This window comes from Neobacillus mesonae, assembly GCF_001636315.1.
Classification (GTDB): domain Bacteria; phylum Bacillota; class Bacilli; order Bacillales; family Cytobacillaceae; genus Neobacillus; species Neobacillus mesonae.
In genome coordinates this window covers 5,242,923-5,269,816 of the sequence record NZ_KV440949.1, presented here as the reverse complement: position 1 = coordinate 5,269,816, position 26,894 = coordinate 5,242,923, and the positions used below count along the sequence as shown (strand labels likewise).

Annotated in this window: 23 protein-coding genes; 18 read left to right on the top strand and 5 right to left on the bottom strand. The window is 40.7% G+C overall.

Annotated features, from left to right (window positions below):
• Positions 1-113: 113 nt before the first annotated feature.
• The 12 genes from A6749_RS24890 to A6749_RS24835 all read left to right on the top strand — a co-directional run bounded on the left by A6749_RS24890 (position 114) and on the right by A6749_RS24835 (position 14,355).
• Entirely contained in the window at positions 114-2,390 is a 2,277-nt protein-coding gene (locus A6749_RS24890; RefSeq protein WP_066398801.1) for an ATP-dependent DNA helicase, read from the top strand.
• Between the two features lie 126 nt (positions 2,391-2,516).
• Positions 2,517-2,771, top strand: a complete 255-nt coding sequence (locus A6749_RS24885; protein ID WP_066398795.1) for a FeoA family protein — start codon at positions 2,517-2,519, stop codon at positions 2,769-2,771.
• On the top strand, positions 2,761-3,453 hold the full coding sequence (locus A6749_RS29045; protein ID WP_066398785.1) for a FeoB small GTPase domain-containing protein: 693 nt from the start codon (positions 2,761-2,763) through the stop codon (positions 3,451-3,453). Before A6749_RS24885 ends, A6749_RS29045 begins: the two co-directional genes overlap by 11 nt.
• Positions 3,454-4,827: a nucleoside recognition domain-containing protein gene (locus A6749_RS24875; protein ID WP_066398783.1), complete on the top strand. Its 1,374-nt coding sequence runs from the start codon at positions 3,454-3,456 to the stop codon at positions 4,825-4,827.
• Positions 4,828-4,895: 68 nt separating this feature from the next.
• Positions 4,896-5,141, top strand: coding sequence for a hypothetical protein (locus A6749_RS24870; RefSeq protein ID WP_066398781.1), 246 nt, complete (start codon positions 4,896-4,898; stop codon positions 5,139-5,141).
• Between the two features lie 206 nt (positions 5,142-5,347).
• Positions 5,348-6,892, top strand: coding sequence for an L-glutamate gamma-semialdehyde dehydrogenase (gene pruA, locus A6749_RS24865; protein WP_066398779.1), 1,545 nt, complete (start codon positions 5,348-5,350; stop codon positions 6,890-6,892).
• A 74-nt stretch (positions 6,893-6,966) separates the two neighbouring features.
• Complete coding sequence (locus A6749_RS24860; protein ID WP_066398777.1) at positions 6,967-8,169, top strand: ornithine--oxo-acid transaminase; 1,203 nt, start codon at positions 6,967-6,969, stop codon at positions 8,167-8,169.
• Between the two features lie 165 nt (positions 8,170-8,334).
• A complete protein-coding gene (locus tag A6749_RS24855; protein WP_066398774.1) occupies positions 8,335-9,708 on the top strand; it encodes a sigma-54 interaction domain-containing protein in 1,374 nt (457 codons plus the stop codon).
• 409 nt (positions 9,709-10,117) lie between these two features.
• Positions 10,118-11,446 carry a branched-chain amino acid transport system II carrier protein gene (gene brnQ / locus A6749_RS24850; RefSeq protein ID WP_066401175.1) on the top strand — a complete coding sequence of 443 codons (1,329 nt, stop codon included), beginning with the start codon at positions 10,118-10,120 and terminating at the stop codon, positions 11,444-11,446.
• A 125-nt stretch (positions 11,447-11,571) separates the two neighbouring features.
• Positions 11,572-11,775, top strand: a complete 204-nt coding sequence (locus A6749_RS24845; RefSeq protein WP_066398771.1) for a DUF3311 domain-containing protein — start codon at positions 11,572-11,574, stop codon at positions 11,773-11,775.
• Complete coding sequence (locus A6749_RS24840) at positions 11,775-13,250, top strand: sodium:solute symporter family protein (protein ID WP_066398768.1); 1,476 nt, start codon at positions 11,775-11,777, stop codon at positions 13,248-13,250. The genes A6749_RS24845 and A6749_RS24840 overlap by 1 nt, the downstream gene beginning before the upstream one ends.
• Before the next feature lie 163 nt (positions 13,251-13,413).
• The gene (locus tag A6749_RS24835; protein WP_066398765.1) at positions 13,414-14,355 is read left to right on the top strand and encodes an MBL fold metallo-hydrolase; all 942 of its coding nucleotides are present in this window, start codon (positions 13,414-13,416) and stop codon (positions 14,353-14,355) included.
• Positions 14,356-14,390: 35 nt separating this feature from the next.
• On the opposite strand, the gene A6749_RS24830 is transcribed toward A6749_RS24835, so the two are convergent.
• Positions 14,391-14,756 (bottom strand): hypothetical protein, encoded by a 366-nt coding sequence (locus A6749_RS24830; protein WP_066398763.1) that lies wholly within the window; start codon positions 14,754-14,756, stop codon positions 14,391-14,393.
• Positions 14,757-15,034: 278 nt separating this feature from the next.
• On the opposite strand from A6749_RS24830, the gene A6749_RS24825 reads away from it, so the two are divergent.
• Entirely contained in the window at positions 15,035-17,443 is a 2,409-nt protein-coding gene (locus A6749_RS24825; RefSeq protein ID WP_066398760.1) for a S1C family serine protease, read from the top strand.
• Positions 17,444-17,463: 20 nt separating this feature from the next.
• Here A6749_RS24825 and A6749_RS24820 read toward each other — a convergent pair whose 3' ends face one another.
• The 3 genes from A6749_RS24820 to A6749_RS24810 form a co-directional block, all read right to left on the bottom strand.
• A complete protein-coding gene (locus A6749_RS24820) occupies positions 17,464-18,471 on the bottom strand; it encodes a glycoside hydrolase family 18 protein (protein ID WP_236719728.1) in 1,008 nt (335 codons plus the stop codon).
• Between the two features lie 239 nt (positions 18,472-18,710).
• Positions 18,711-19,154, bottom strand: coding sequence for a LysM peptidoglycan-binding domain-containing protein (locus A6749_RS24815; protein WP_066398754.1), 444 nt, complete (start codon positions 19,152-19,154; stop codon positions 18,711-18,713).
• Between the two features lie 68 nt (positions 19,155-19,222).
• Positions 19,223-20,761, bottom strand: coding sequence for a glycosyltransferase family 2 protein (locus tag A6749_RS24810; protein WP_084797974.1), 1,539 nt, complete (start codon positions 20,759-20,761; stop codon positions 19,223-19,225).
• Between the two features lie 173 nt (positions 20,762-20,934).
• On the opposite strand from A6749_RS24810, the gene A6749_RS24805 reads away from it, so the two are divergent.
• From A6749_RS24805 to A6749_RS24785, 5 genes are read left to right on the top strand one after another with little or no spacing between them, the layout of a single operon-like run.
• Entirely contained in the window at positions 20,935-21,864 is a 930-nt protein-coding gene (locus tag A6749_RS24805) for a hypothetical protein (protein WP_066398744.1), read from the top strand.
• A 10-nt stretch (positions 21,865-21,874) separates the two neighbouring features.
• Complete coding sequence (locus tag A6749_RS24800; RefSeq protein WP_066398733.1) at positions 21,875-22,528, top strand: DUF4129 domain-containing protein; 654 nt, start codon at positions 21,875-21,877, stop codon at positions 22,526-22,528.
• Positions 22,512-23,645, top strand: a complete 1,134-nt coding sequence (locus A6749_RS24795; protein ID WP_066398723.1) for a DUF4350 domain-containing protein — start codon at positions 22,512-22,514, stop codon at positions 23,643-23,645. Before A6749_RS24800 ends, A6749_RS24795 begins: the two co-directional genes overlap by 17 nt.
• A complete protein-coding gene (locus A6749_RS24790) occupies positions 23,642-24,571 on the top strand; it encodes an AAA family ATPase (protein WP_066398713.1) in 930 nt (309 codons plus the stop codon). Before A6749_RS24795 ends, A6749_RS24790 begins: the two co-directional genes overlap by 4 nt.
• On the top strand, positions 24,522-25,880 hold the full coding sequence (locus A6749_RS24785) for a DUF58 domain-containing protein (RefSeq protein ID WP_236719727.1): 1,359 nt from the start codon (positions 24,522-24,524) through the stop codon (positions 25,878-25,880). Before A6749_RS24790 ends, A6749_RS24785 begins: the two co-directional genes overlap by 50 nt.
• Here A6749_RS24785 and A6749_RS24780 read toward each other — a convergent pair.
• On the bottom strand, positions 25,858-26,829 hold the full coding sequence (locus tag A6749_RS24780; protein ID WP_066398701.1) for a stage II sporulation protein M: 972 nt from the start codon (positions 26,827-26,829) through the stop codon (positions 25,858-25,860). The two genes, A6749_RS24785 and A6749_RS24780, sit on opposite strands and share 23 nt — an antisense overlap.
• Between the last annotated feature and the right edge of the window lie 65 nt (positions 26,830-26,894).

The window sequence follows — 26,894 nt, the reverse complement described above, 5'->3', positions numbered from 1 at the left end:
CGCAGTCTCAGTTCTCATGAATCATCTCCCTATGCCCACAGAATGAAAATATCTTTTTTCATTACTTTTTGATATAATCAATACCAAACACACATTCCCTACAGGTGATTTTCATGACCAATCAAATTCACATATCGGTAAGAACACTAGTTGAATATGTCTTTAAGTCCGGCAGTATTGACTCCCGCTTCCGTTCGCAAAAATCTCTTGCGGAGGGGACAAGGGTCCATCAGAAAATCCAGCAAACATACCAGGACGGCGATCAAAAAGAAGTATATCTCCGTATCGAAATACCATACGAAGACCTTACTTATATCATCGACGGACGCTGCGACGGACTGCTAAATCAAGACGGCAAAACCGTCATTGACGAAATTAAGTCGTTCTCAGAGCCTCTTAAACAAATCGACAAAGAAGGCTATCCGGTCCACTGGGCCCAAGCGCAAATGTATGCATACATATACGCCAAAGAACAGCAATTACAAGAAATCGAAGTGCAGCTTACATATGTCCATAAAGAAACAAATGAAATCCGTCGAAATAAAAAGACTTTCACTTTTACAGAATTAGAGACTCAAATATTCGATATCCTCAAAGCCTATGTCCCATATGCCAAGATCCAAATCAAACATCAAGCGCAACGAACCGTAAGCTGCCAAGAGCTCCAATTTCCATTTCCGAAATACCGGGAAGGACAACGGAAATTGGCCGGAGCCGTGTACAAAACGATTGCCGACGAAAAAAATCTTTACGCAAAAGCACCCACCGGAATCGGGAAAACCATCTCAACTCTTTTTCCAGCGGTAAAGGCAATGGGCGAAGGCTTGCTAACAAAGGTATTCTACCTCACAGCCAAGACAATCACCCGGACAACAGCGGAAGAAGCATTTGATCGGATGCTTTCCTCAGGCCTCAACTTTAAAGCCGTTACAATCACCGCCAAGGAAAAGGTATGTTTTAAAGATGAAACAATTTGTCAAAAAGAACATTGCCAATTCGCCGACGGTTACTATGACCGGATTAACGGAGCCATATTAGATATTTTAAGCAATGAAGCAGCTATGACACGTGAGGTAATCGATACGTATGCCATGAAACACAAGGTTTGCCCTTTTGAGTTTTCCATTGATCTTGCCTACGCTGCAGATGCCGTGATTTGTGATTATAACTATATTTTTGACCCGCGGGTTTCCCTAAAGCGTTTATTGGAAGAGCAAAAAAAAGCCACGGTATTATTGGTGGACGAAGCCCATAATCTTGTCGACCGCGGAAGGGAGATGTTTTCTGCCAGTTTGGAAAAAGCGACTTTCCTTCAGCTAAAAAAAGAATACAAAACGGACAGCAAGCAGATATACGAAGCCGCCAGCAGGCTTAATTCATGGTTTATTACATTGAAAAAACAAGCCGATGAAAATGAATTTGTCATTGACACCCTTGACGATGTCCTTATAGAACTGCTTGGTCAATTTACCGAAACAGCTGAACAGGTCTTAAAGACAGGAAGCACCCCCGGTCTATTAGAAGCATACTTTGTGGCACAGAATTTTTTAAAAATCGCTGAACTTTTGGATGATCATTATGTGATTTATGCTGAAAAGACGAGAAATGATGTCACACTAAAACTTTTTTGTCTGGATCCATCAAAATTATTAGCAAAAATGGTGAAAGGGTATCGTGCAAAGGTGTTTTTCTCAGCAACCCTTTCACCGCTAAATTATTATCAAGATATTCTAGGCGGAGACCCAGACGATTACCTGCTATCGATTCCAACACCATTTTCAAAGGAGCAGACGGATATATTTATCAAGCCATTATCTACTCGTTACCGTGACCGGGAACGGACAAAGAATGAGATCGTAAGTATGGTTCACACTGTCATCCAAAATCGGAAGGGGAATTTCTTACTCTTTTTCCCGTCATATTCATATTTGCAAATGGTTTATGAAGAATTTCAAACTTCCGACCTGAAAAATATAAAAACACTAGTTCAAACAACAAACATGGCAGAAGATGACCGAGAAGCGTTTCTTCATGCTTTTCAACCAAATCAGGATGAACCATTAATTGGCTTTGCGGTTCTTGGCGGCATTTTTTCCGAAGGAGTGGATTTAATCGGTGAACGCCTAAATGGAGTCATCGTCATTGGTGTGGGTTTGCCGCAGTTATGCTTTGAACGGAACTTAATAAAAGATCATTTCACTAATGATGGTAAAAACGGCTACGACTATTCCTATATCTATCCGGGAATCAACAAGGTGCTTCAAGCCGGGGGCAGACTGATTCGGTCTGAATCTGACCATGGCACAATAGTGTTGGTAGACGACCGATTTCTAACCGCAAAATATCAAAACCTGCTTCCTCTAGAATGGCAGGACTATACAATAATCTAAAAAGCACGAGTCGCTCGTGCTTTTTTTTATAAATTTTTTTGCTAAATGGTGGCAAAAATTTAACGAATGTCATATAATTAACCAAAAGTTGCACGTGGGAAACATTTTAAGGGGGAGGAAAGACAAATGGCCCAACCTAACATTATTAAACTGGTGGATGGCGAAAAAGGAAATAGGATAAAAATAACCGCATTACATTTAGACGGTGTAATGAGAAGAAGGCTGCTAGATTTAGGTTTTGTGAAAGGGGCTATAGTGGAAGTTGTTCGAAAAAGTCCGCTGGGTGACCCGATCGCTTTTCGTGTCAGCCAAACAACCATCGCTTTACGAAAAGAGGAAAGCTCAAAAATAGAAGGGGAGCTGGTTTTAAATGGGGAATGAATATCGGATTGCGTTAGCAGGAAATCCGAATACGGGAAAAAGCACCTTATTTAACGCGTTAACCGGACTAAGACAGCACACCGGAAATTGGGCCGGCAAAACCGTTTCACTTGCACAGGGAAGCGTGGAATTCAAAAACAAAACATTTCAATTGATTGACCTGCCAGGAACCTATTCCCTTTTTTCCAACTCAAAGGATGAGGAAGTGGCCAGGAATTATATTGTGTTTGAAAAACCGGATGTAACACTTGTTGTCCTTGATGCCACTTCCTTGGAGAGAAACCTTAATCTTGCCCTTCAAGTGCTGGAAATGACAAAAAATGTGATTATCTGCATCAACCTAATTGATATTGCGGAGAACCAAGGGATTGAGATAAATGAACGGCTGCTGACAAATCGGCTCGGAGTACCGGTCATAAAAATTTCAGCAAGAAATAAAATCGGTTTCCCGCTGCTTCTTGATACGATTGACCGGATTGTGACTGGTGCAATCGAATGCCACCCGGCACAATTGCAATATCCAGAGGAAATCGAGCAAAAAATCCAGCAAATTGAACCCGAAGTCCGGAAAATTGTCGGGAATCAAGTTTCGGCAAGATGGGTAGCGCTTCGTCTTTTGGATGGAGATCAATCCTTATTAGATGAGATTAATAGACAGCTAGTGTTAAAGGGGGTTTCCTAAGTGAGTCTTGACCAGCTTTACACTGAAGCTCAAAAGCTGTCTACCAAGCAGTTAAGGGATGACATTGTGCAGCATTTATACGAGCGCAGTCACCAATTATGCAGGGAAAGTATTTCCTATAAGAAGGGCAAAAAGGATACGAAGACAGAAAAGCTGGATGCGATTTTCACTTCACCGATTTTCGGCTTTCCAATCATGATGGTTATGCTTGGGATTGTGTTTTATATAACGATTGCCGGGGCTGATGTTCCATCCTCACTAATAGCTGATTTCTTTGGCTGGCTGGAAACCTATCTTACTGCCATATTTACTTTTCTACATGCCCCTGATTGGCTGCATGGAATTCTTGTACTCGGTTTATACCGCGGGACCACTTGGGTGATTGCTGTAATGCTGCCGCCGATGGCCATCTTTTTTCCAACCTTTTCACTTTTGGAGAATTACGGCTATCTACCAAGGGTTGCCTTTAACATGGACCGCCTATTCAAAAAGGTGGGGGCACACGGGAAACAGTCGCTGACAATGGCAATGGGTTTCGGCTGTAATGCTGCTGCGGTGATTTCAACTAGAATCATTGAATCACCACGTGAGCGGATGCTGGCGATCTTGACCAATAACTTTGTTCCGTGTAATGGGCGCTGGGGGACACTGATTGTATTTGCTTCATTATTTATGGCGGCTGGTTTTAGCGGCGGAATGAAGTCTCTGGTGACAACGGGAATTTTGGTCGGCATTGTTCTTTTTGGAATTATTGTGACCTTCTTTGTTTCATGGGCACTTTCGAAAACGGCTCTCCGTGGGATTCCAACCCATTATACATTGGAACTGCCGCCATATCGGAAACCAAAAATATTTGATACGGTGATAAGGGCATCAGCTACAAAATCATGGTCTGTGCTTGTTCGTGCCGTAAAGGTTGCAGCACCGGCAGCAATTTTAACCTGGGTCTTTGCTAATATTTACATTGGGGAAACAAGTATATTACTCCATGCCGTCCATTTCTTAGATCCATTTGGCAAACTGCTTGGATTAGACGGGTATATTATGATGGCTTTTATCTTAGGATTACCGGCGAATGAAATTGTCCTTCCAATTTTATTAATGGGATATTTGTCAACCGGTTCCTTAACAGAAGTCAACAGTATGGTGGACTTAAAGAAAATATTTGTCGACCATGGCTGGACATGGCTCACCGCCTTAAATATGATGCTGTTCTCGCTGCTCCATTATCCATGCGGGACGACATTGGTCAATATATATAAGGAAACTAAAAGTAAAAAATGGACCTTCATGGCATTCATCATCCCGACGGCTATCGCTATTATTATTCCGCTCATTATTACACAAACAGTGCGGTTGTTTGGCTGGGTTTAAAAAATAGGTATTTTTTAATCTAAAAAGGAAATACTTGTTGAGGAAAAATGAACCAAAGGAGAGACGTAATGTCGATTGTAGAAGGTACAAAGTTTCAAATTTCTCAAGGTATACAAGGCTACTATAACCACGCTGATTCAATGACCGTTGTTACCAATAACGGGACAACGGTGCAATTCACACTAGGAGACGGCAAAGGACACGGAGCCATGCCAATCGACCATTTTAATTATTTATTGAAACGATCAAATCTTACAATAGTACCGAATAAAAAAGCATTATTAAACACCGAAAATGAAGAACAAATCAGCTAAAGTACAAAGAAGACTTCCATTTATATATATGGGAGTCTTCTTTTAATAAACGCAAAATAATTTGGCGTTCATTCGAAACACTACAAAAATTTTGCGCCAAAATATTTTGCACGCAGAAACAAAAAACTTATTCTATAAGGTTTCTAATGTTGGCACGATACTTGCATAATATTTAAACGGAATGGAAATACAAGGAGGATACTTACATGAAACCTTATACACATGAACCACTAACAAATTTTGCTGAAGAAAAAAATAAACAGGCATTTCAAGATGCATTAAGCTTTGTTGAAACCCAATTAGGAAAAGAATACCCTGTAATCATTGGCGGGGAAGCAATTACAACTGATAAAAAAATTACGTCCATTAATCCAGCAAATAAAGATGAAGTAATTGGCCGCGTATCAATGGCTGACCAAGAGTTAGCTGAAAAAGCAATGCAAGCCGCTCTATCAACCTTTGAAACTTGGAAAACATGGCGCCCTGAGCACCGTGCCAATATTCTCTTCCGTGCAGCAGCGATGCTTCGCCGTCGTAAGCATGAATTCTCAAGCTACATGGTAAAGGAAGCAGGAAAGCCATGGAAAGAAGCTGATGCTGATACTGCAGAAGCAATCGATTTTCTTGAGTACTACGGGAGACAAATGCTCCGCATTAAAGATGGCTTCCCAGTAGCACAAGGGGATGGACAGCATAATGAATATATCTATGTGCCGCTTGGAGTTGGCATTATTATTTCACCATTCAACTTCCCATTAGCCATCATGGCAGGAACGACAGTTGCGGCAATTGTTTCTGGTAACACAGTCCTTTTAAAACCAGCTAACTCAACACCTGTTATTGCTGCTAAATTTGTTGAACTTATGAAGGAAGCTGGTCTTCCAGAAGGCGTACTTAACTTTGTACCTGGAAGCGGAGCAGAAATTGGTGATTATCTTGTTGATCATCCAAAAACCCGTTTCGTATCATTCACTGGTTCACGCGAAGTTGGCTGCCGCATTTACGAACGTGCAGCTAAGGTTCAGCCTGGACAAATTTGGCTAAAACGTGTTATTGCTGAAATGGGCGGAAAAGACGCCGTTGTAGTGGATAAAGATGCTGATACAGATATGGCTGCTGAAAGCATTGTTTATTCTGCCTTTGGTTTCTCTGGTCAAAAATGTTCGGCAGGTTCACGTGCCATTGTTCACCAGGATATTTATGATGAAGTACTTGAAAAAGCAGTTGCATTAACAAAAACATTTACTGTCGGTAATCCATTTGACCAAGCAAACTATATGGGCCCAGTTATCGATGACAAGTCATTTAAGAAAATTATGGGTTATATTGAAATTGGTAAGCAGGAAGGCCGATTAATGACTGGCGGTGAAGGCGATGACTCAAAAGGGTACTTCATTCAACCGACCATTTTCGCTGACCTTGATCAAAATGCCCGTTTGATGAAAGAAGAAATTTTTGGGCCAGTACTCGCATTCTCTAAAGCACGTGACTTTGACCACCTAATGGAAATTGCCAATAACACAGATTATGGTTTAACAGGCGCCTTTATTTCCAATAACCGCGAGCATATTGAGAAGGCGAAACAGCAATACCATGTAGGTAACCTTTATATTAATCGTGGATGTACGGCTGCAATTGTCGGTTATCAGCCATTTGGCGGCTTCAATATGTCAGGTACAGATTCAAAAGCTGGCGGTCCTGACTATCTGCTGCTTCATATGCAAGCAAAATCAGTTGGAGAACAACTATAATAAATGAACAAAGGGGACGGAGGGTTTCAGTTGAAACTCTCCACCTATAGATAATCCTTGAAGGGAGAAACAATATGACTATGACAACTTCAAAAACAACAGAAATTATTGAACAAACACAAAAATACGGTGCAAATAACTATTATCCACTGCCAATCGTTATTTCCAAGGCAGAGGGTGTTTGGGTAGAAAGCCCGGAAGGCACTCGTTACATGGATATGCTAAGTGCATATTCCGCTGTAAACCAAGGACACCGTCATCCAAAAATTATTCAAGCTTTAAAAGATCAGGCAGATAAGGTAACACTTACTTCACGTGCATTCCATAATGACCAGCTTGGAACATGGTATGAGAAAGTTTGTAAGATAACCAATAAAAACATGGCTCTGCCAATGAACACTGGTGCAGAAGCAGTTGAAACAGCTCTTAAAGCTGCCCGCCGCTGGGGTTATGATGTTAAAGGTATTGCCGAAAATCAAGCTGAAATTATCGCATGCAACGGCAACTTCCACGGTCGTACAATGGGGGCTGTATCGTTATCATCTGATCCTGAATATAAGCGCGGCTTCGGTCCAATGCTGCCAGGAATTAAATTAATTCCTTACGGCGATCTTGAAGCATTAAAAGCGGCAATCACTCCAAACACAGCAGCATTTTTACTTGAGCCAATCCAAGGCGAAGCAGGAATTATCGTTCCACCAGCAGGATTCTTAAAGGCAGCTTCTGATTTATGTAAAGAAAACAACGTACTCTTCATTTGCGACGAAATTCAAGCTGGTCTTGGACGTACGGGCAAAATGTTTGCTTACGAGTGGGAAGGAATTGAGCCGGATATGCTGATCTTAGGAAAAGCACTTGGCGGCGGCGTGTTCCCAATTTCCTGTGTCGTAGCAAATTCCGATATTCTTGGCGTATTTAACCCAGGTTCACACGGTTCTACTTTTGGCGGTAACCCGCTTGCATGTGCCGTTTCCATTGCAGCCCTTGAAGTCATTGAAGAGGAAAAACTGGCTGAGCGCTCATTAGAATTAGGAAATTACTTCCTTGAGCAATTAAGAGCAATAAACAATCCAGCGATTAAAGAAATTAGAGGAAAAGGCTTGTTTATTGGAGTTGAACTAACAGAAGAAGCAAGACCTTATTGTGAACAGTTAAAGGACAAAGGACTATTATGTAAAGAAACACATGATACTGTGATCCGTTTTGCTCCACCTCTTATTATTACAAAAGAAGAAATTGACTGGGCAGTTGAGAAAATTAAAGAAGTATTAGCATAAGACCTTTTGAATACAATACGGACTCTTTCCGGTCTCGGAAAGAGTTTTTTTCTATATCGATGCTTATTTCATTTGATTTTGTAATACTATATACTTGAATTGCTAACATCCATTGCAAGTAATAGTAGGACAATGTCCTTCCTTTATATAGGATAGGAGGGGAAAATGTTGAAAATAAATTTTGAAGATTTTAAGCATATTTCCGATTATGACAATATTTTAATAACTGATGAAAATGGAGTTATTCTTTTTTATGATTTAGCGGATTTAAACGTTCTTAAGGAAATGGCAGTCAGACCCGAAGAATTTATGGGAAAACATGTCACTTCGTACTACAAAGATCTAACGCATGAAAATAGTACGATTATGAATGTCTTAAAAACAGGGACTGCCATTTGTAATGTGCAACAAGAATTAATCACAAAAAGCGGAAATCGTTTGGTTTCAGTAAATTCTACCTATCCAATCATAGAAAACAATCAAATTATTGGTACCATTGAATTCTCGAAACATTTTTTTTCAAAAGAAAACATTCAATCCTTAGCTAAAATTGCCAGTCACAAAGTTTTTCGAAAAAATAATACTATTTACACCATTGATAATATCATTACAGCTAATCCAAGAATGGAAGCCATAAAAGAAAAAATAAAAAAAATTTCAAAAACAGACTCAACTGTCTTAATTTATGGACAAACAGGGACTGGTAAAGAAATGGTCGCACAGTCAATCCATAATTTAAGCAATCGATTTGGCGGGCCGTTTATTTCACTAAACTGTGGGGCGATACCGCCTAATTTGATTGAAAGTACTTTGTTTGGCACGGTAAAAGGGAGTTTTACGGGAGCTGTTGACAGTATCGGCTTATTTGAACAAGCTGATGGCGGGACGTTGTTTTTAGATGAAATCAATTCTTTGGATTATTATCTTCAGGTTAAGCTCTTAAAAGCCATTGAGGAAAAAATGATTCGGAGAGTAGGCGGCAGCAAAAATATCAGTGTCGACATCAGAGTGATTTCAGCAACCAATGAGGATCCTGATAAGTTAGTGGCGGAAAAGAGACTTCGGGAGGACCTTTATTATCGTTTAGGGGTTGTTCAAATTGATTTACCGCGTTTAAGCGATAGAAAAGAGGATATTGAGGTCCTGCTTACCAACTTTATTGATTTTTACAATAATCATATGAATATTTTCATCAAAGATGTTGAACCAGAAGTAATGGAGTGTTTCAAAGCTTATAGCTGGCCAGGGAATATCAGAGAGCTCAAGAACGCAGTGGAAACAGCATATAATAATGCTTTATCCGACAAGATTACTTTGGATGATATACCGAAGCGAATAAGGGATTATCGGAGAACTTCCGAAATTACTCAGCAGGAAAACAAGATCCATTCATTAAAAGAAGCGGTCGAACACTTTGAAAAAAAAATCATTGTGAAAGAATTATCTTTAACAAATGGCAAAATAACAGATGCAGCAAAAAGCCTTGGCCTTTCCAAACAATTATTAAAATACAAAATGGATAAGTACCAATTAAATTAAATCTTTAACCAATCTAGAAATGGAAGCAAAGGTTGAAAAAACCGACAATGATATTTACAGGAGCCGACAGTGAGCGAGAAATCTAACTACTGTCGGCTTTATTATTTTGAGTAAAAAAATTTTTACAAACAGAAAATATTTTGACAACTATCTTGCATTTTCACCAATAAAATCGAACTTCCTACTAAATTTTTTAATAATGAAATTAATTTTTAATCCTATGATTATATGAAAATAAATGATTTTATTATTATTTTTACAAAAAAACATAATCTTTTGGGAAGGTTCGAAATTTTGGCACAAATATTGCATTATTTAAAGTCAAAGGATGAAAAAATCATTCAAGAAGGATATCGATAGTTCAAAAAATGAAAAAAATGTAAACGATTTCGAAAAAAGAGGTGTTGAAATGAAAGGAAATAAAATTGTTCAAAATACTATAATCATTGGTTTTGCTTTATTTGCGGTATTTTTTGGTGCAGGCAACTTGATTTTCCCTCCTTCTATTGGACTTGCCTCGGGCACTAACTGGCTACAAGCATTAATTGGTTTCTGCATAACAGGAATTGCTCTTCCGTTACTAGCTGTCATTGCTATTTTGAATGTTGGCGGAAAATTTGAAAATTTAACAAAACCTATTAGTCCGTGGTTTTATAAAATCTTTAATCTGCTGCTAATGGTTGGAATTGGGATGTTTGTTACGATTCCACGCATGGCAGCCACAACCCACGAATTAGGGGTTAAAGCATTAGTACCACAAGTCCCATCCATCGTTACCATTATTGTGTTCTTCGCCATAACTTTTTATTTTGCTATGGATAAATCGAATGTAATAGATAAAATTGGTAAATTCCTGACTCCGCTTCTTGTGATCATCCTTATATTTATTGTCTTTAAAGGAATAATCGATCCCATTGGAACGCCAATCGTCACAGAGTTAAAGAACCCATTTTCCAATGCCTTTATTAATGCTTATCAAACAGGAGACGTGGTTACCGGGATTTTTTGTGCTCCTATCATTATTGCTGCCATTATCGGTCACGGTTATAAAGGCGGCACGATGAAAAAGGTGGCCATTTCTGCAACAGCCATCGCCGGTATTGGTTTATTGGTAGTGTACGGCGGCCTATTGTATCTTGGTGCAGCTGGCAGCGGCCTTTATCCGGAAAATATTGAAAGCACGGCTCTTGTGTCAGGGTTGATTGACCGCCTGTTAGGCAGCTCCGGGGCTGTATTATTAGCTATTACAATTGCGTTAGCCTGTCTTACCTCGGCAATTGGTGTAACCGCTGTTATTGGTGACTTCTTGAGAGACATCACGAACGATAAAGTCAGCTATCGCAATGGGGCACTGCTTGTTTGTTTAGTCGGTGCAGCAATTGGAATGCTAGGTGTTGAGAAAATCATTAACTACACATTGCCAATCTTCCTTGCTCTTTATCCAGTTGCGATTGTTCTCGTTTTCTTAGGGGTATTCAATAAAATCATTTCAAATCCAGGAACATACCGAGGGGCTATCCTTTTAACATTCATCGTCAGTCTTTTTGAAACATGTGGAGCAATTGGTTTGAAAATCCCTGCAATTTTAAACTTTATTTCCATGATGCCATTCAGCGCGAATGGATTTTCATGGCTAGTCCCTGCTATTGTGGGGGCAGCATTAGGTACAGTGATATATAAATTTGCAGCGAATAAGCAGGAACAAGTTTCCTTTATTGAACCAGAAGAAAATGCTTAAATCCTGACTATTAGGTAAGAAAGAAGGGGGAGGCATCAGCCTTTTACCCTTTTCTATAAATAAAAGTCACAATATTACCTAAAGTTGTTATATTCCGTAAAATTATTTAAACAGGAGGACGATTTATGAAAGCTATTTATTTGTTAGGACTGATTCCAATTATCGCCATATTAGGAGGGCCATTTTGGGCAAACAGTATTACACCCTATATTTTAGGAATGCCATTCTTCTTTTTTTGGAATTTCTCTTGGCTTCTTCTCACTTCACTCGTAGTTTTTATTATCTTTAAATTAGACCCGGCAAATAAAGAAGAAGGGAGTGAGGAGTAATGAATATTACACTTTTCATCATATTTGGCTTTTTGATTTTTGCCTTATTATTAGGGATCCTTGCAAGACGGGGAAAAGATATGGACCTTGAACAATGGACAGTCGGCGGACGCGGATTTGGTTCCATACTGGTAATGATTCTATTAGCGGGAGAAATTTATTCTACCTCCACCTTCTTAGGAACAAGTGGATGGGCTTACGGGATCGGGGGTCCGGCTTTATATGGATTAGCCTATGCAGCTTTAGGATATATGTTTTCTTATTGGATTTACCCGGCAGTTTGGAAATACGGTACGAAACATAAATTAGTATCACAAGCTGACTTCTATGTAAAAAAGTATAATAGTCCGATTTTAGGAGTACTTGTTTCAATTGTTGGTGTCTTGGCACTTATTCCATTTTTAGTACTACAGTTAAAAGGTTTAGGAATTATTGTTTCGACAACATCATTTGGAGCGATTTCTCCAACCGCTGCTGTTTGGATCGGGGCAATCGCCGTCACCGTCTATGTTATGATTTCCGGGATTCACGGATCGGTTTGGACAGCGATCATTAAGGATATTATGATTGCAGGTGTTGCATTGTTTTTGGGCATTTATGTTCCAATCCATTATTTTGGCGGTCTCCAGCCAATGTTTGAAGCGGTTGAGGCTGTAAAACCAAACTTCCTAACACTTCCTAAACAAGGTATGGGAGCTTCTTGGTTTATTTCAACAGTTATTTTAACAACACTTGGGTTTTTTATGTGGCCGCAAACGTTTGGTTCAGCATATGCTGCCAAAAATGCGAGGACATTGCGCAAAAACGCTTTTATTCTGCCGCTTTATGGTGCATTGTCTGTTGGTGTGTTGTTTGTCGGCTATACGGCAATTGTTCATGTTCCCGGGCTGCAGGGACCTGAGATGGACTTAGCCCTATTAAAGCTTTCAATGCAAACCTTTGATCCTTGGTTTGTTGGTGTCATCGGTGCTGCCGGTTTATTAACGGCACTTGTACCAGGCTCGATGATTTTAATGAGTTCTGCAACGCTTTTAGCGAAAAATGTTTATAAACATTTTGTGCCGGCAGCAACTGATAAGCAAATCATCAACCTTGCGAAAATCCTTGTTCCGATTTTAGCCCTAATCGCCGTTTATTTCACCTTAACAGGCGGTAACACCATTGTTGCCTTATTATTGATGGGATATAGCATGGTAACACAATTGGCCCCAGCTTTTCTAACAAGCTTGATGAAAAAGAATTTTGTTACAAAACAAGGAGCCATTGCCGGAATTATTGCCGGTATAGCAGTAGTAGGCTATACCACCATTACAAAAGCGACAATCGGAACATTATTCCCGGCATTCCCGCAAGTAATAAAAGATTTAAATGTCGGCCTAATCGCCTTAATCATAAACATCGTCATCATGACAGCCGTCAGTCTAATAACAAAAACCTCTTCAACCCATGGCGAAGAAGAGATGGAAGCAGCCTAAATGTTGCATGGGGACGATTCTCTAGTCTCATATAAAAAAGTTCGTAGAAGCCTTGGTTTGATCACAAGGCTTCTTTGTTTCTTTTTCTTAAATATTATGGCATGATAATAATAGACTGACAATTTAGATAAAAAGCATCTTTGCGGAAGGAGTTTGGTTGTACTTGTTACATGATATAGGGGTCACACAAGTCACGATTCCCTTGCCTTTTCGTTTGAATCATGTGAATTGTTTTATCGCAGAAGGGGCAAAAGGCTGGACAATTATCGATACAGGATTGAACAACGAAGTCTCAAGGGAAATATGGAAACCATATATTGACAAACATGAAATTTCCACAATTATTCTTACCCATCTCCATCCCGATCATTATGGGTACGGGGGAACATTACAGCGATTAACGAATGCGGATGTATGGATGACAAATGTGGATGATCATGCGGGGACTACATTTTGGGAGCCTGAGTCACTTGCGAAGGTGAAACAGCATTATGATACGTGCGGCATTCCTGAACAAGGGGCAGATGAACTGACAAGCGACGAAGGGAGCTTCAATCCAAGGGTGAAGCCATATCCGCAGGTGTCGAGACATCTTGAAGAAGGCGAAAAAATCCTAATCGGGAAAAACGAATACGAGGTTATTTTTACACCAGGCCATTCTGATGGATTAATATGCTTGTATAACAAAGAGAACGGCATCCTATTTTCGACCGATCATATTTTGCCGAAAATCACACCGAATATTTCTTATTGGTTCCGCGGAATTCCTAACCCGCTTGAGGCATTCTTTCATTCTTTGAAAAAAATCGAATTACTGAATGCCGAGTATGTGATTCCATCTCACGGCAAACCATTTCAGAATGCCAATAAGAGAATTAGAGAGTTGATCTCCCATCATCACGACCGTTTGAATGAAGTATATGAATATATTAAATCGCCCGCGACCATTTATCAGGTATCGAAGCAGCTTTTTAAAAAGCCGCTGACAACCCACGAAATGAGATTTGCATTGGGAGAGACGATTGCACATTTAGAGTACTTATATTTCAACAATCAATGTGAAAAAAGCTTGGAAAATAACACTTGGTATTATCATGCCAAATAAACAATACCCAACCTCGCAAAGGTTGGGTATTGTTTTTATTCACCCGGAGAACTGCCAACAAACATACCATTTATAAAGACGAAAATTTCTACGGCCCCTTTACTATTCGTAAAAGAAACGCCAACCATCGTAATTCCTTCAGCAGGAATGATGACTTCAATTTCCCCGGCACCATTCCAGGAATACCCCGCTTTTTTTAGCTCCATTTTCTTTACTTTAAAGGCCTCACTGCTGATCAATTTCGCAACAATCTTATTTCTTTCAACCCCCTGCAGCGGTTTAAGGTCGTGGCAACCACAGCCGTCATCATGTTCATCAGCTGCTTTAACAGGGCTGTCTGTCCAAGCAAATAACGAAAAGGCAATGATACAACCAGATAATAAAGTAAACAACTTCCGCATTCTATTTCCTCCTTTTTATAAACTCTATTACTTTTTTCTCTCTTTCTCGACAATTTCCTGCAAAAGTATATGAAAAATTTGTGAACTGTTCCAATATTTTCAACCATCGATCAGTTACGGAAAGTGAAATATACATTACATATTGCGTAATTGGTTCTTCTCCAGTCATCTATAACGTATTTTAAGAATATACTGTTCTACTTTATCGTTTTATTGATACTCCAGCGTAACCCTGCTCAACAACAAGGAAAAACAACGATAAGAAGGGGAGGGAATCCGTGAAAAAACTCCGTTGTCTTCCTTCTTTTACTGTCATTTTTCTCCTGTTTATGTCCGTACTGCTGCCAGTATCCTCCTTTGCCAAGTCAACCGATGAGATGCAGGAAAGCACTGTCCTTATTACATGTGGCGACTTAAAAGGTTCATATGGGATGGGCACAGGTTTTGTCATAGGGCATTCGGACCACGTAGTCACAAACCACCATGTTGTTGCGTGTGCAGAGCAAGGTGGTCCCGTCAATATTGTGTTAGATATCAACAATATCATTCCCGCGGATGTCATTTGGTCCTCATCGATTAAAGATTTAGCCGTCCTCAAACCGGAGAAACGATTGAATAGGCCTGCGGTTACTTTTACCCGTTCAAAGGATGTAAAAGTAGCAGACCGTGTGTATGTCATGGGTTTTCCCGGTGCGGCCATTGATCAGCGCTTAATCGATCCATCCACCATCACGACTGTAAAGGTTTCCCAAGGTATTATCAGCGCAAAGGTAAAGTCGAAGGATGGGGTGGACCTGTACCAAACGGATGCACCGATTAATCCAGGAAATTCAGGCGGACCTTTATTTACAGAAAACGGGTCAGTCATTGGAATTAACAGTGCCGCTTCGTTAGTTGCCGGTGTCGTTCTTGGTGAGGATGGGAAAGGAAAGACAGAGCGAATTCGATTAGGAGATAATATCGGCTGGTCCATTCAGGCAGATGAATTGTTAGAAGAGCTTGATCGGTTAGGAATAAAATATAAGACAGAAGGCCGACAAGTAAAAAAAGAATCAACAGACGGACCACCAATCCTTTTTTATTCTGCCATGATCGGCTTAGGGGTTCTAGCGGTCTCGCTAGCAGCTTTGGCCCTTTTTTTAACCATAAGGAAAAAAGGAAGAGCTGTGGTCAATGTAGAGGACCTTCCAATTAAAGTATCGCTGTCGAAGGAAAACCCGGATTGGCACCAAGAAGACGTGGAGACAGTTACATCAGAACCCACTATTTTGCCGAAGCCTGCACCAATTAAAAAGAAAGATACATGGATTGTCGTTTTAGCTATTCTAAGTGGATTAACGATTAGTATTTTCCTATTGTTAGGGTTTTTATATGTCATAGGCAGTCTAGCTTCGTCAGATGGGAATGCGAAACCAGTTAATGTAGTGAATAACGATCAGAAAAATAAACCAATCGGCCAATCCGTCCAGGTAACTGTTCCATTGCTTTATGACCTAACGGAGGAAGAGGCTAAAATAGCCTTAGAAAAGGCCGGTTTAAAGCTCGGTAAGGTGGTACCACAAAAAGACTTGCTATCGAAAAAGGGGCATGTTATTAAACAATCTGTTGATTACGAATCCAAAATTGCCAAAAATACAGCGGTAGACATCATCATATCAAGCGGAGTTGCTCTGCCGGTTGATGCGAATACCCTTCAACAACAAGGAATCACAATTATTAATCAATACTGGGACCAGGCAGATGACTTATTTAAACAGCGAAAATGGGAAGCTGCGCTCGAGCTCTATATTCAAGCACGGGACATGGCAAACATCTTAGGGAATTCAGAAAAGAATGATATGAACTTGATTGCAAAGACCCGCTATGCTGAGGTGCGTATTGCCGATTCAATGGCGATGGTAAAAATTGAGCTGGGGCATCCTTACCATGCACTTCAGGACATGGAAGACAGCATGAAAATTTTGACCGAATTAAAGGATAAAAACCAGTTAACAAATGATAAAGAGTTAGGCACCGCTTACGGAAATCTGGCATGGTGTCAGCTGCTTAACCATATGCCGGATGATGCACTGAAATCACTTCAGCTGTCCGAAGAATATCATCCTAAAAGCCCGCTCCTTGAAATTACACTGGCACATATAAAATTAGTGACTAATCATTTTGGAGAAGCTTTTGTGCTTTACAGGGAAAATAAAGACCTTAACCAAAGCGGAGTAAAACTTTCCAATGTCATTGCCGATGATTTTTCAAAACTAAAGAAAGCGGGATTCCCGGACGATAAAATGATCATCATTCATGATGTGGTGCTAGGGAAGGGAAAGGGAGCCGGGATTGATTTTGAAGAGATTAAACGCACGATTTATTTTCAAACGTATGCCGAGCTTGCCGGCGATTTGGAAGGGTATATGAGTACATTCCACCTCGATAAAGGCTCTGCTCAATATAAAGCACTTTACAACAATTATAAAAAACTATTTACCACCTACACCTTCAAGGAAGCTAAGGTAGAAGATATGGACATTACACAGGAATCAGATGATGAAGCGGCAGTTGAAGTTACAAAATCATTTGAATATACGGACAGAACGAAGGAATACGAGGAGGATGTTACTTATCAATTTACCTTGAATAAAACAAACGGCCCGCTGCCGTGGCAAATTACTAAGTTTGAAGTGAAGAAAAACTAGGGACCCTGTGAACGAGGTCCCTAGTTTTTTTGAGAATAATACTTTCCGTTTCCATTTTTTAATGCATAATAAATAGCCGCTGTCAGGCTCTTAGGACCCTGGGCATCCAAACCGGCCTCCCATAACATCATTCCGCCGAAGCCATGAACCAGTGCAAGCTTTGTTTTCTTTTCCATGGTGGACGTGCCATTGTAAAAATAAGTAGTCCCATTTATTTTTACAGTATCTGCCGAACCATTAGCGGGGTTATTTTTGAGAATCGCCGCATAGGATAGCTGTTTGATTTTCGGGTCTGCCGGCTGGGCGTAAAACGGAACGCCGAGTACAAGCTTGTCTTTTGAAAGGTGGTGCTGCTCAAATAGATTAGACCAATAGTTTACGATTTTTTCAGTAAACCTATACGGCGATAAGTTCGCCGCATTATATTTTCCGTCCCACTGGCCGTCATAAGCCATGATATTGACATGATCCACATATTTGAACACCTCCGGCTGGTACTGGACAAAACCGACTTCCGTCAATGTTTCCGCATTAATTTTCGAGTAAACCGCTATCGACAGCTCTTTATTTTTCGCATGGAGCTTTCCGCTCAACTGCTTCGCAAAAGCCTTCAAATTCTTGGCATCTTCTGCCGAACGAGAATGCTCGAAATCGATATCAATTCCATCGAGATGCTCCCGTTCTACAAAACCAGCAAGCTCGTTCACTAGCTTTGTTCTGGCTGCGGGATTGGAGATTGCCGCCTTAAAATACGGATAGGATTCGCCGCCCTCTATATGATACCAGCCGCCGATTGCCAGGATGACTTTAGTGTTATGCTGTTTCGCTTTGGTGACGATTGTACGTAAATTTTTCAAGGCATAATCGCCGCTGAAAAGGATGTCCCCGTCCTTTGTGGGATGGGTGAAAGAGAAAATGACATGTGTCAATTTCGCATAATCTATCAAATTTGGATCGCGAAAGTCTTGTACATATCCAACAAGCACTTTTGATTTTGACTTAGGTATTTCGGGTACTGGTTTTTCCATTGGATTAACGGCCGATGCTGGCGCTGGGGCTATTTTTAACTTAATTGGTTTGTTATTCAGTGTATAAATAACACCGGAAGAAAATCCCCCGATGAATATTAGCACAATTCCGAGAACAAGGAGAAGATGTCATTTTTTCATAGAATATAATCCTCCTAATCTTCCTGTCTTTAAAAATTGTAACAGAAAAGCGGAGGAGAATCGGGTGGTAATATAAACCTGTCTGAAGCTAGTGTTTTCTATTTTTGTTCTCGCGGGATCACCAATACCGCGCCAGGATACAGCAGGTTAGGATTTTGAATTTTATTCGCTTCGATAATCCGATTAATGGTTGTCCCATAAAATCGCGCAACCATCCAAAGAGTTTCTCCTTGAGCGATGGTATGGATAATAGGAGGGATTTTTAAAGTCTTACCTATGTGCAATGGAGTACTGGTCGTCATTTGATTTGCCTCGAGGATGTCTTCATATGTCGTTCCATATTTTTCAGCAATCACTTCAATGGTTTCACCAGGCTTAACGGTATGGATAACATCTGAAATAGGGATGAGCAATACCCGTCCAACTTCTAAGCGATCAAGATTTGCCAAATCATTCAAATTGGTAATACTTGCTGCACTTACTTGGTATTGATAAGCGATTTGCCATAATGTTTCACCGCTCTGGACCACATGAATAACCAATTAAACACCTCCCTCTAAAAAATCCTGCTAAAGTACTATATGATGAGGGAGGCTTGTTTGTGTGTTCGTTAGCCTTGCAGCCTTTCAATTTTTAAACCAACATTTGAAAAAACCGTTCTAAAAAAAGTAAATTGTCGATTTTGATGCAAATGCCGTTCTTTTTCATCAATCGAAGTCCTGATATTGAATTTCATATAATCACGATATCTTAGAAAAATCGAATAAGTGGAGGGAGGGAGGTGGCTTAGTAAAAGTAAATCAATCTCCACAGTTCCATTTCCCCCGCGGTCCACTACGACCGGTAACATTACCTCATTCAAACCATTTTTTGTATCGCGAATCAGCACATCTGTAACACAATCTAAATAATCACCAAACACATGAAATTGAAGCTGATAAGTATTGTGAGAAAGATGCCCCTCTTTAAAAACCGCATGCATTGGCACTCGAATATGGATATCCCGATTAAAGCTTATATAAGGCAGCCCGTCCTGAATAGAAACTTCCTTGATTTTCTCCTTTCGATCCCAGTCATACAGGTTTTCTAAATCGCGATATTTTTTATCACGAAAAAGCTGATATACAACTTTATTCATCGGCTGGAGAAATTCCTCTGAAACCTCATAATCTAATTTTTTCGTTGTTTTTAACACCTGGTTTAACTTATGGTAATACACCCGCTTCAGCTTTGTTCGTTGAAAATGAGGAGTTGTGAAGAAGCGGGAAATAGAATCAAATTCATACAATCGGTTTAACATCATTTTTTGCTTATTACTATCTAAATTTTTACTCATCATATGGTTGATAACCTTTAAATTGCAGTTAGTTTTTTGCATGATATTGGTTTGATTGGAAAGCCGCGATTTTTGGTTATCACTTCGATTAACAAAATATATTGGTTTTGTTGTCGTGGAAATCGAGGGACAATGAGCCAGAACCTCCATAAAAAATTGTTTGTCTTCTGCAAATTTCATTTCTGGAAAGAAAATCTGATTAGATTTGAGCACCTCTGTTTTAACCATTCTTCCTACGGGCCCTAAATGATGAAAGATATGTGGAATGGTGAACGGACAAACACTCCTTCTTTCTTTACACGATTCATGTTCACCGATAATAGACATCCCTTTTTCTTTTACCCGTACTGTTTTTCCAACCGCATAGAAGTCCCCGGTTTCCTCCAATATAGAGGCCAAGGATTCAATCCCGGTCGGCTCGAGCCAATCGTCAGCATCCAAGAAGGTTATATATTTGGAGGATGCTAACTCAATCCCAATATTCCGCGGCCGGCCCGGTGTACCGGAATTCTTCTTCATAAAGACAACGATGATATGATCAAATCTCGCAGAATAGTCTAACAAAATATCGCGGGAGGAATCGGTGGAACCATCATCTACAAGGATGTATTCAATCTTATCCGTTCCAAGTGACTGATGGATCACAGAATCAATTGTTTTTCTTAAATATTTTTCGGCGTTAAACACTGGTGTAATCACGGTCACAAGCTTTGACTGCCGTTCCTTTAAATCTTGGTCACCAATAATGGTGTATTCGATATCACGATTGGTACGCGGTTTAAACCATTTCCCTATGTTCATCAAGCTTTTCACATCAACTCTCCAAAAGAATATTCACTTTATTCATCGGCATCTTTTTCAGCTTTTATTCGAGATTGAGATAGGTTAGTTAAAATTTACGTTTTTTTACAGAATTTCCACTATAGCTGTTGGAAAAATGTTAAAATAATGTTTGTGATTATTTTTACATAAGGGGGATTTAAAAATTGGATTCTAGATTTTCAAAACCAAAAGGATTCGGAGAAATACTCGACCTTACGTTTAGTTTAAGCAAAAAGCGTTTTAAGGATTTCTTCATGATTTTCCTTATTTTATTAGGACCGATTTATTTGGTGGAAGCGATTATTCAATTAATATCCGGAACAAGCTTCTTTAGGGAAGTTGGAACCGGCGGTAATTGGTTTGAGCAAATTGCTTCTAGTTTCTCCGAAAGTGGGACCATTGATTCCGGCAGCCTAGGCGCCGATTTCGGTCTTATTTTAGTAGGGCTGCTTACGGTAATTATTGGCCCGGTAGCTGAGGCTGCCATTCTGTTCGGCATAAATCATATCCGCAAAAATGAAGATTTCACCGTCAAATCAGTGATTAAGCAGGCATTTTCCCGCTTCTGGCCCATGCTTGGGAGCAGTATTTTATTTGGTTTGATTATTCTGTTGATGATTGTCGTCCCAATTGTCATTGTTACGATAGGCGGGGTAGCTGGTGCAGCAGTTACTAATCCAGTCGCCGGTATTATATTTGGGATTTTACTATTCCTTATTATTGCAGTTGTGATAGCCTATTTTGTGACACGCTGGAGCTTTTTCTTCGGCTCAGTTGTACTTGACCATAAGTCACCTGGATTTGGCCGAAGCTGGAGACTAACCCGCGGACGTACCTGGGTGTTAATTGGGTTATATTTTATCTTTTATTTGATTATTTCCATGGTCAGTTTTACTGTTGAGGCAACACTTGGTTTCGCTTTAGGAAATAGTGTGTTGCTGTCGATTATTTCCAATATCGTAACGTTGATTACAACCATGATTTTTTCAGTTGGTTATGGCGTCATGTATCTCGATCTAAAAGTTCGTCACGACGCCGACGATTTGAAAGAATTAATAGACGACTATAACAACCCGCCCATTTTAAATAAATAAGGTGATAACTATGCTTGATGCCAATAAGGCACGAGACGAGCTTAAAGATATATTGAATCAAAAGGAATACCGAGTCTATGACGAATCAAAGGGGCTGCTTGAGACCTGGTGGGAAAAAGCGAAAAATTGGCTTTACGAGAAATTACAGGACTTATTTCCATCCGTTAACATTGAAGAAAGCGCAGCTGGTTCCGTCTTACTGATTGTCATTGTCATTGTTCTGCTTATTCTTGCGGTTTTCGCCCTGTTTCTCCTTCGCAATCATAGGCGAAACAGGGGGCTCCGTAAGCAAAAGCCATTACAGTCAATGCAGGAGCTAAACTGGTCGTATGCCCGTCATGTTAGTGAAGCTGAAAGACTTGAGGCGTCGGGTGACTTTGCTGGGGCCGTCCGACACTTGTTTCTAGGACTTCTCCTTTTCTATCATGAAAAAGGATGGCTTGAAGCAAGAATTTGGAAAACAAACTGGGATTATTATGAAGAGTTAAGGAAAATTGATCATAAACGAGCCGAGCAATTTTTCCATCTTGCCCAGTTTTTCGATGAAGTCACATATGGCGAGCGGAAAGTAGAAAAAGAGGAATACTTAAGATTCCATGCTGATATTATGAAAGAGCTCAAGGTAGAGGAGACTGGGGGAGGGATGTATGTTGAAAAATGCTAGACAAGGCTGGATCTGGCTTGCTGTGTTACTGGTTGTATTCAGCATCATCAGCTATTTTTCCTTTTCCCCGCAGCCAAAGCTCTATCCTAGCTTCGTCTCGGATTCTCCTTCACCCACAGGATTAAAGGGATTTTATACATACCTAAGCAAGGAAATGAAAGCGAAACGCTGGAACCATTCTCCTGAATTCTTGCCAAAGGATCAGGAAAAGCAATTGTTAATCATTGCAGAGCCATTTAATGTCCCTAAATCAAAGCAAATGCAGCAATACATTGATTTCATCAAAGCGGGGAATACCATACTTCTTTTACAAAATAATCCAAAAGGGATGTTTGATGTCAACATCCAGCCTGCTGAGACAGATGAAAGCAAAAACCAAACGATTAAGGTTTATGATCATAACAAGCAAGCGTATAAGGCAAAAGTCAACTCCTTTTTTCGGCTTGAACCGCACCCTGATGATGCCGTTCTGCTTTATGACTCTGCGGGCCCGGTGGCATTGCAACAAACGATTGGCAAAGGGCAATTAATTATTGCAGTTGCTCCTGAATGGCTGACAAATAAAAATATTTTACAACATGACCATCTGCCGCTTGTTTTACATTTGCTAAACGAAACTGGCGTCAAGTCGATTTTATTCGATGAATACCTGCACGGTGCGGAAAGTGCTACTTCAGCATGGATGGTATATCCGAAGTGGTTTATTCTGGTGCTGCTTCAAGGGATGATTCTGACGATTCTCTGGCTCTGGCTTCAAGGCAAACGGTTTGGTCCCATCTTCCTGCCTCGGGAAGCCACTGTTCGGTTTAGCGATGAAGGTATACGGGCTTTGGCAGCCTGGTATATCCGCGGCAGACGATACCATGATTCATTGGTAATCCAAGCGGACTTTGTCAAACTGCTGCTGCAGGAACGCTGGCAGGTTCCATACAGCCTCGAATGGAAGGATGCTTCCGGCTTCCTAGAACGAAAATGGCACGGGATTAAACCAGCGGAAATCCGCTCTTTCCTCCATGGATTAACGATGGTTTTGGAAAAAGAAAAAATCAGTAAACAAGAATATCTACATTGGTCAGGCCGGCTGAACCGGCTTCAGAAAGAGGTGGAACAAGGATGAGACAAGAACTGACATCCTTTTTAGAAACTTATGAAAAACGAATTCTCGGACAAAAATTAAATTTACGGTTATTATTATCTGCTGTTTTATCCGGCGGTCATGTTCTGCTTGAAGGAGTGCCTGGCACTGGTAAAACACAAATGGTCCGTACCCTTGCCAGTCTTCTTGGAGGCGGCTTCAACCGGATCCAATTCACTCCGGACCTGCTGCCAAGTGATATTACGGGAAGCATGGTTTACAACATGAAAGAGGGAAGCTTCGAGACTTTAAAGGGCCCTATCTTTACGAATATTTTATTAGCGGATGAAATTAACCGAACACCTGCGAAAACCCAGGCAGCCTTACTGGAGGCCATGGAAGAGAAGCAGGTGACCATTCAAGGGGAAACCTACAAGCTCCCGGATGTATTTTTTGTGGTAGCAACACAAAACCCCATTGAATTTGAAGGAACATATCCACTTCCGGAAGCGCAGCAGGACCGTTTCTTATTTAAGCTTTACATCGACTTTCCCACCTTCGAGGAAGAGAAACAGGTGTTAAAACAAGTAATCGAAAATCAATTTGATATAAGCCCGCTGGGTGAAATACTTGATTTACCGACCTTTATCGCTATTCGAAAGGAAGTCAGCGAAGTCACAGTCGGAGATAATGTCCTTGATTACACGATGAAAATTGTCAGAAAAACACGGGAAACGGAAACGATCCGCTTTGGCGCGAGCACAAGAGCAGGGATTTCCATTGGGAAAGCGGCCCAAGCCTGGGCGTACCTATCAGACAGGGATTATGTGACGCCGGACGATATTAAAATGGTTGCCAAACCGGCATTAAGGCATCGGATTCAATTATCCCCACATGTAGAATTGGAGGGAGTAACCGTTGACCAAATCATTGAAGAGCTTGTGGGCTCGGTTCCTGTTCCAAGATAGAGGGATTTTACCAACCCAAAAATTGATGCTAGTATATGGAATCCTCACTGTCGCTCTTGGAATTGCGGCAGTGGGGGATTTATCATGGTGGTATGTGTTTGCTATCGACCTAATTGTCTTTTTGGTAAGTTTCGGAGATTTATTTTTCTCTCCGAAGAAATCACAGCTTCGCTTTAAACGGACATTAGCGGAGGAAATGGAGCGAGGGCTTCCTTATTCGGTTGTGATAGAGGTAAGTAATCCTACCGCCTATTCTTTTTCATACCGGCTGATCGACAGCCTGCCGCAGTCTTTTGTACGCCCATTCCCGGTTAGAGGGACAATCCTAAAGGATTCCGTAGTGAGGATTACCTATGAAACAACCCCGGCCGACCGAGGAAAATACGAGATTAATAAGCTATATTTTCGTTACCGGAGCCTATTTGGACTATGGGAAAAGCAAACGACGATTGAACTGCCTGAAGAGCTCAAAGTCATCCCGGATTTAACCGAAACGAGGCAGTATTTAGAGAATGCTCAGAAGTTTTTATTATATGAGGGCTTGAAAATTCGTAAGCAATTAAGCGGGTCAGGAGAGTTTGCGAAAATCCGCAGCTACGTGGTTGGCGATGATCCGCGCAAAATTAATTGGCGGCAAACCGCTAAACTGCGAGAAGTAATGACCAATGAATATGAACCGGAGCACGGTAAATACATTACGATATTAATTGACTGCGGGAGAATGATGGGGGCGGAGCTGAAAAAAGGCAACCGTTTGGAGAAGGCGCTTGAAGCATCTTTGACGGTAGCAGCCGCTGCACTAAAAAAAGGCGATTATGTTTCAGTACTCGCCTTTTCAAAGGAGATCAAAGTGTATGTGCCGCCAGCAAAAGGAATGGCTCATTTGCAGACGATTTTGCAGGCAATTTACAATGTGAAAGTCGATGCAGCCGAATCCAATTACGCGGCGGTACTTCAATATTTGGAAATGATGCAGAAGAAACGCAGTTTGATATTGTTATTTAGCGACGTGCGAACTTTTTTACATGAAGAATCAGCGCTTATTTATCTGAAACGCCTAAGGCAGCGTCATTTATTTTTCATGATTGGGGTAGAGGACCAAACACTGGTGAAACGGACGAAGACTGAACCAGCGGATGTCCAGGCGGCAATGTTGAAGAGTATTGCCCAGCAGCAAATGCTATTTAAGAAACGGGAAAAGAATAAATGGGAAAAACAGGGCCTGCAAATGATTGAGGCCCCGGAAGAACAATTGGCTGTAACCGCCGTTTCACAATATATCGAGATTATGAATCAAAGCTTGCTGTAGCCTTCACGAGTTTAAGCTTTCCGATGACGATATACAGGATTAGGCCGATAACAGTTAAGAAAGCGACCATATACTTTGCTTCCAGTGAAATCGAAGCCGGGGTAATAAAACCTTCAATGATCCCAGCAATGACAAACAACGGAATCGTCCCAAGCAGCAGCTGAACCGAGCGTTTGGCCTGCTGCTTTAATTGATAGCCTCGAGAAAAAGGACCGGGTACAAAAAGCTTATAACCCATTAACAATCCGGCACCGCCGGCAATAAAAATGGCAGTCAATTCAATCATGCCGTGGGGAACGATATAGGCCCAGAAATCATAAGACTTATCATGATGCCAAAACAAAGCGGCAAGAGCTCCAACAATGATCCCATTATAAATGAGCAAATATACGGTCAAAATCCCAAAGGTAATCCCGCCGGCAAAAGCTAACATCGCAACCTGAATGTTATTGGTCATAATACTCGCCGACATCAGCGAGGAATCAACCGCTCCGCCAGAGCCAAGCTTTTCAGGGTCAACCCCTTGAGCAATATTTGCTGGCAGGATAGAATAAATATGGAGCGGATCGTTCATGACTGCTAGGAAGCTGCCGATTCCTCCAATTGCAAATAGGATCATCGCAGCAACAACAAACCGCCATTGTTCCAATAATAAACCAATAAATTTCGTGCTGAAAAAATAGCGGATTTGCTTAACGCTTGATACTTGGTCCTTATAGAGCAGGTTATGCGCTTTGGAAACAAGACCATTTAAGTATGGCGTGACTTCGTCATGTTGAAAATTGGTTTGGCTGTATGAAAGATTCTGGGCAGCTTTTTGATAGAGTCGATGGTATTTCGCCATATTTTCGCCGGTTATTGCATTTCGGCTTTTACTTAATGCAGCAACCATCTCTTCTAACTGCTTCCAATCATCACGATGCTGCCTTACAAATTGTTTGACATTCATGCTTACACCTTCTTGAGTTTACATTCTATTCCTTATTATAGTAATATTGTAGAAAAATAGAAACA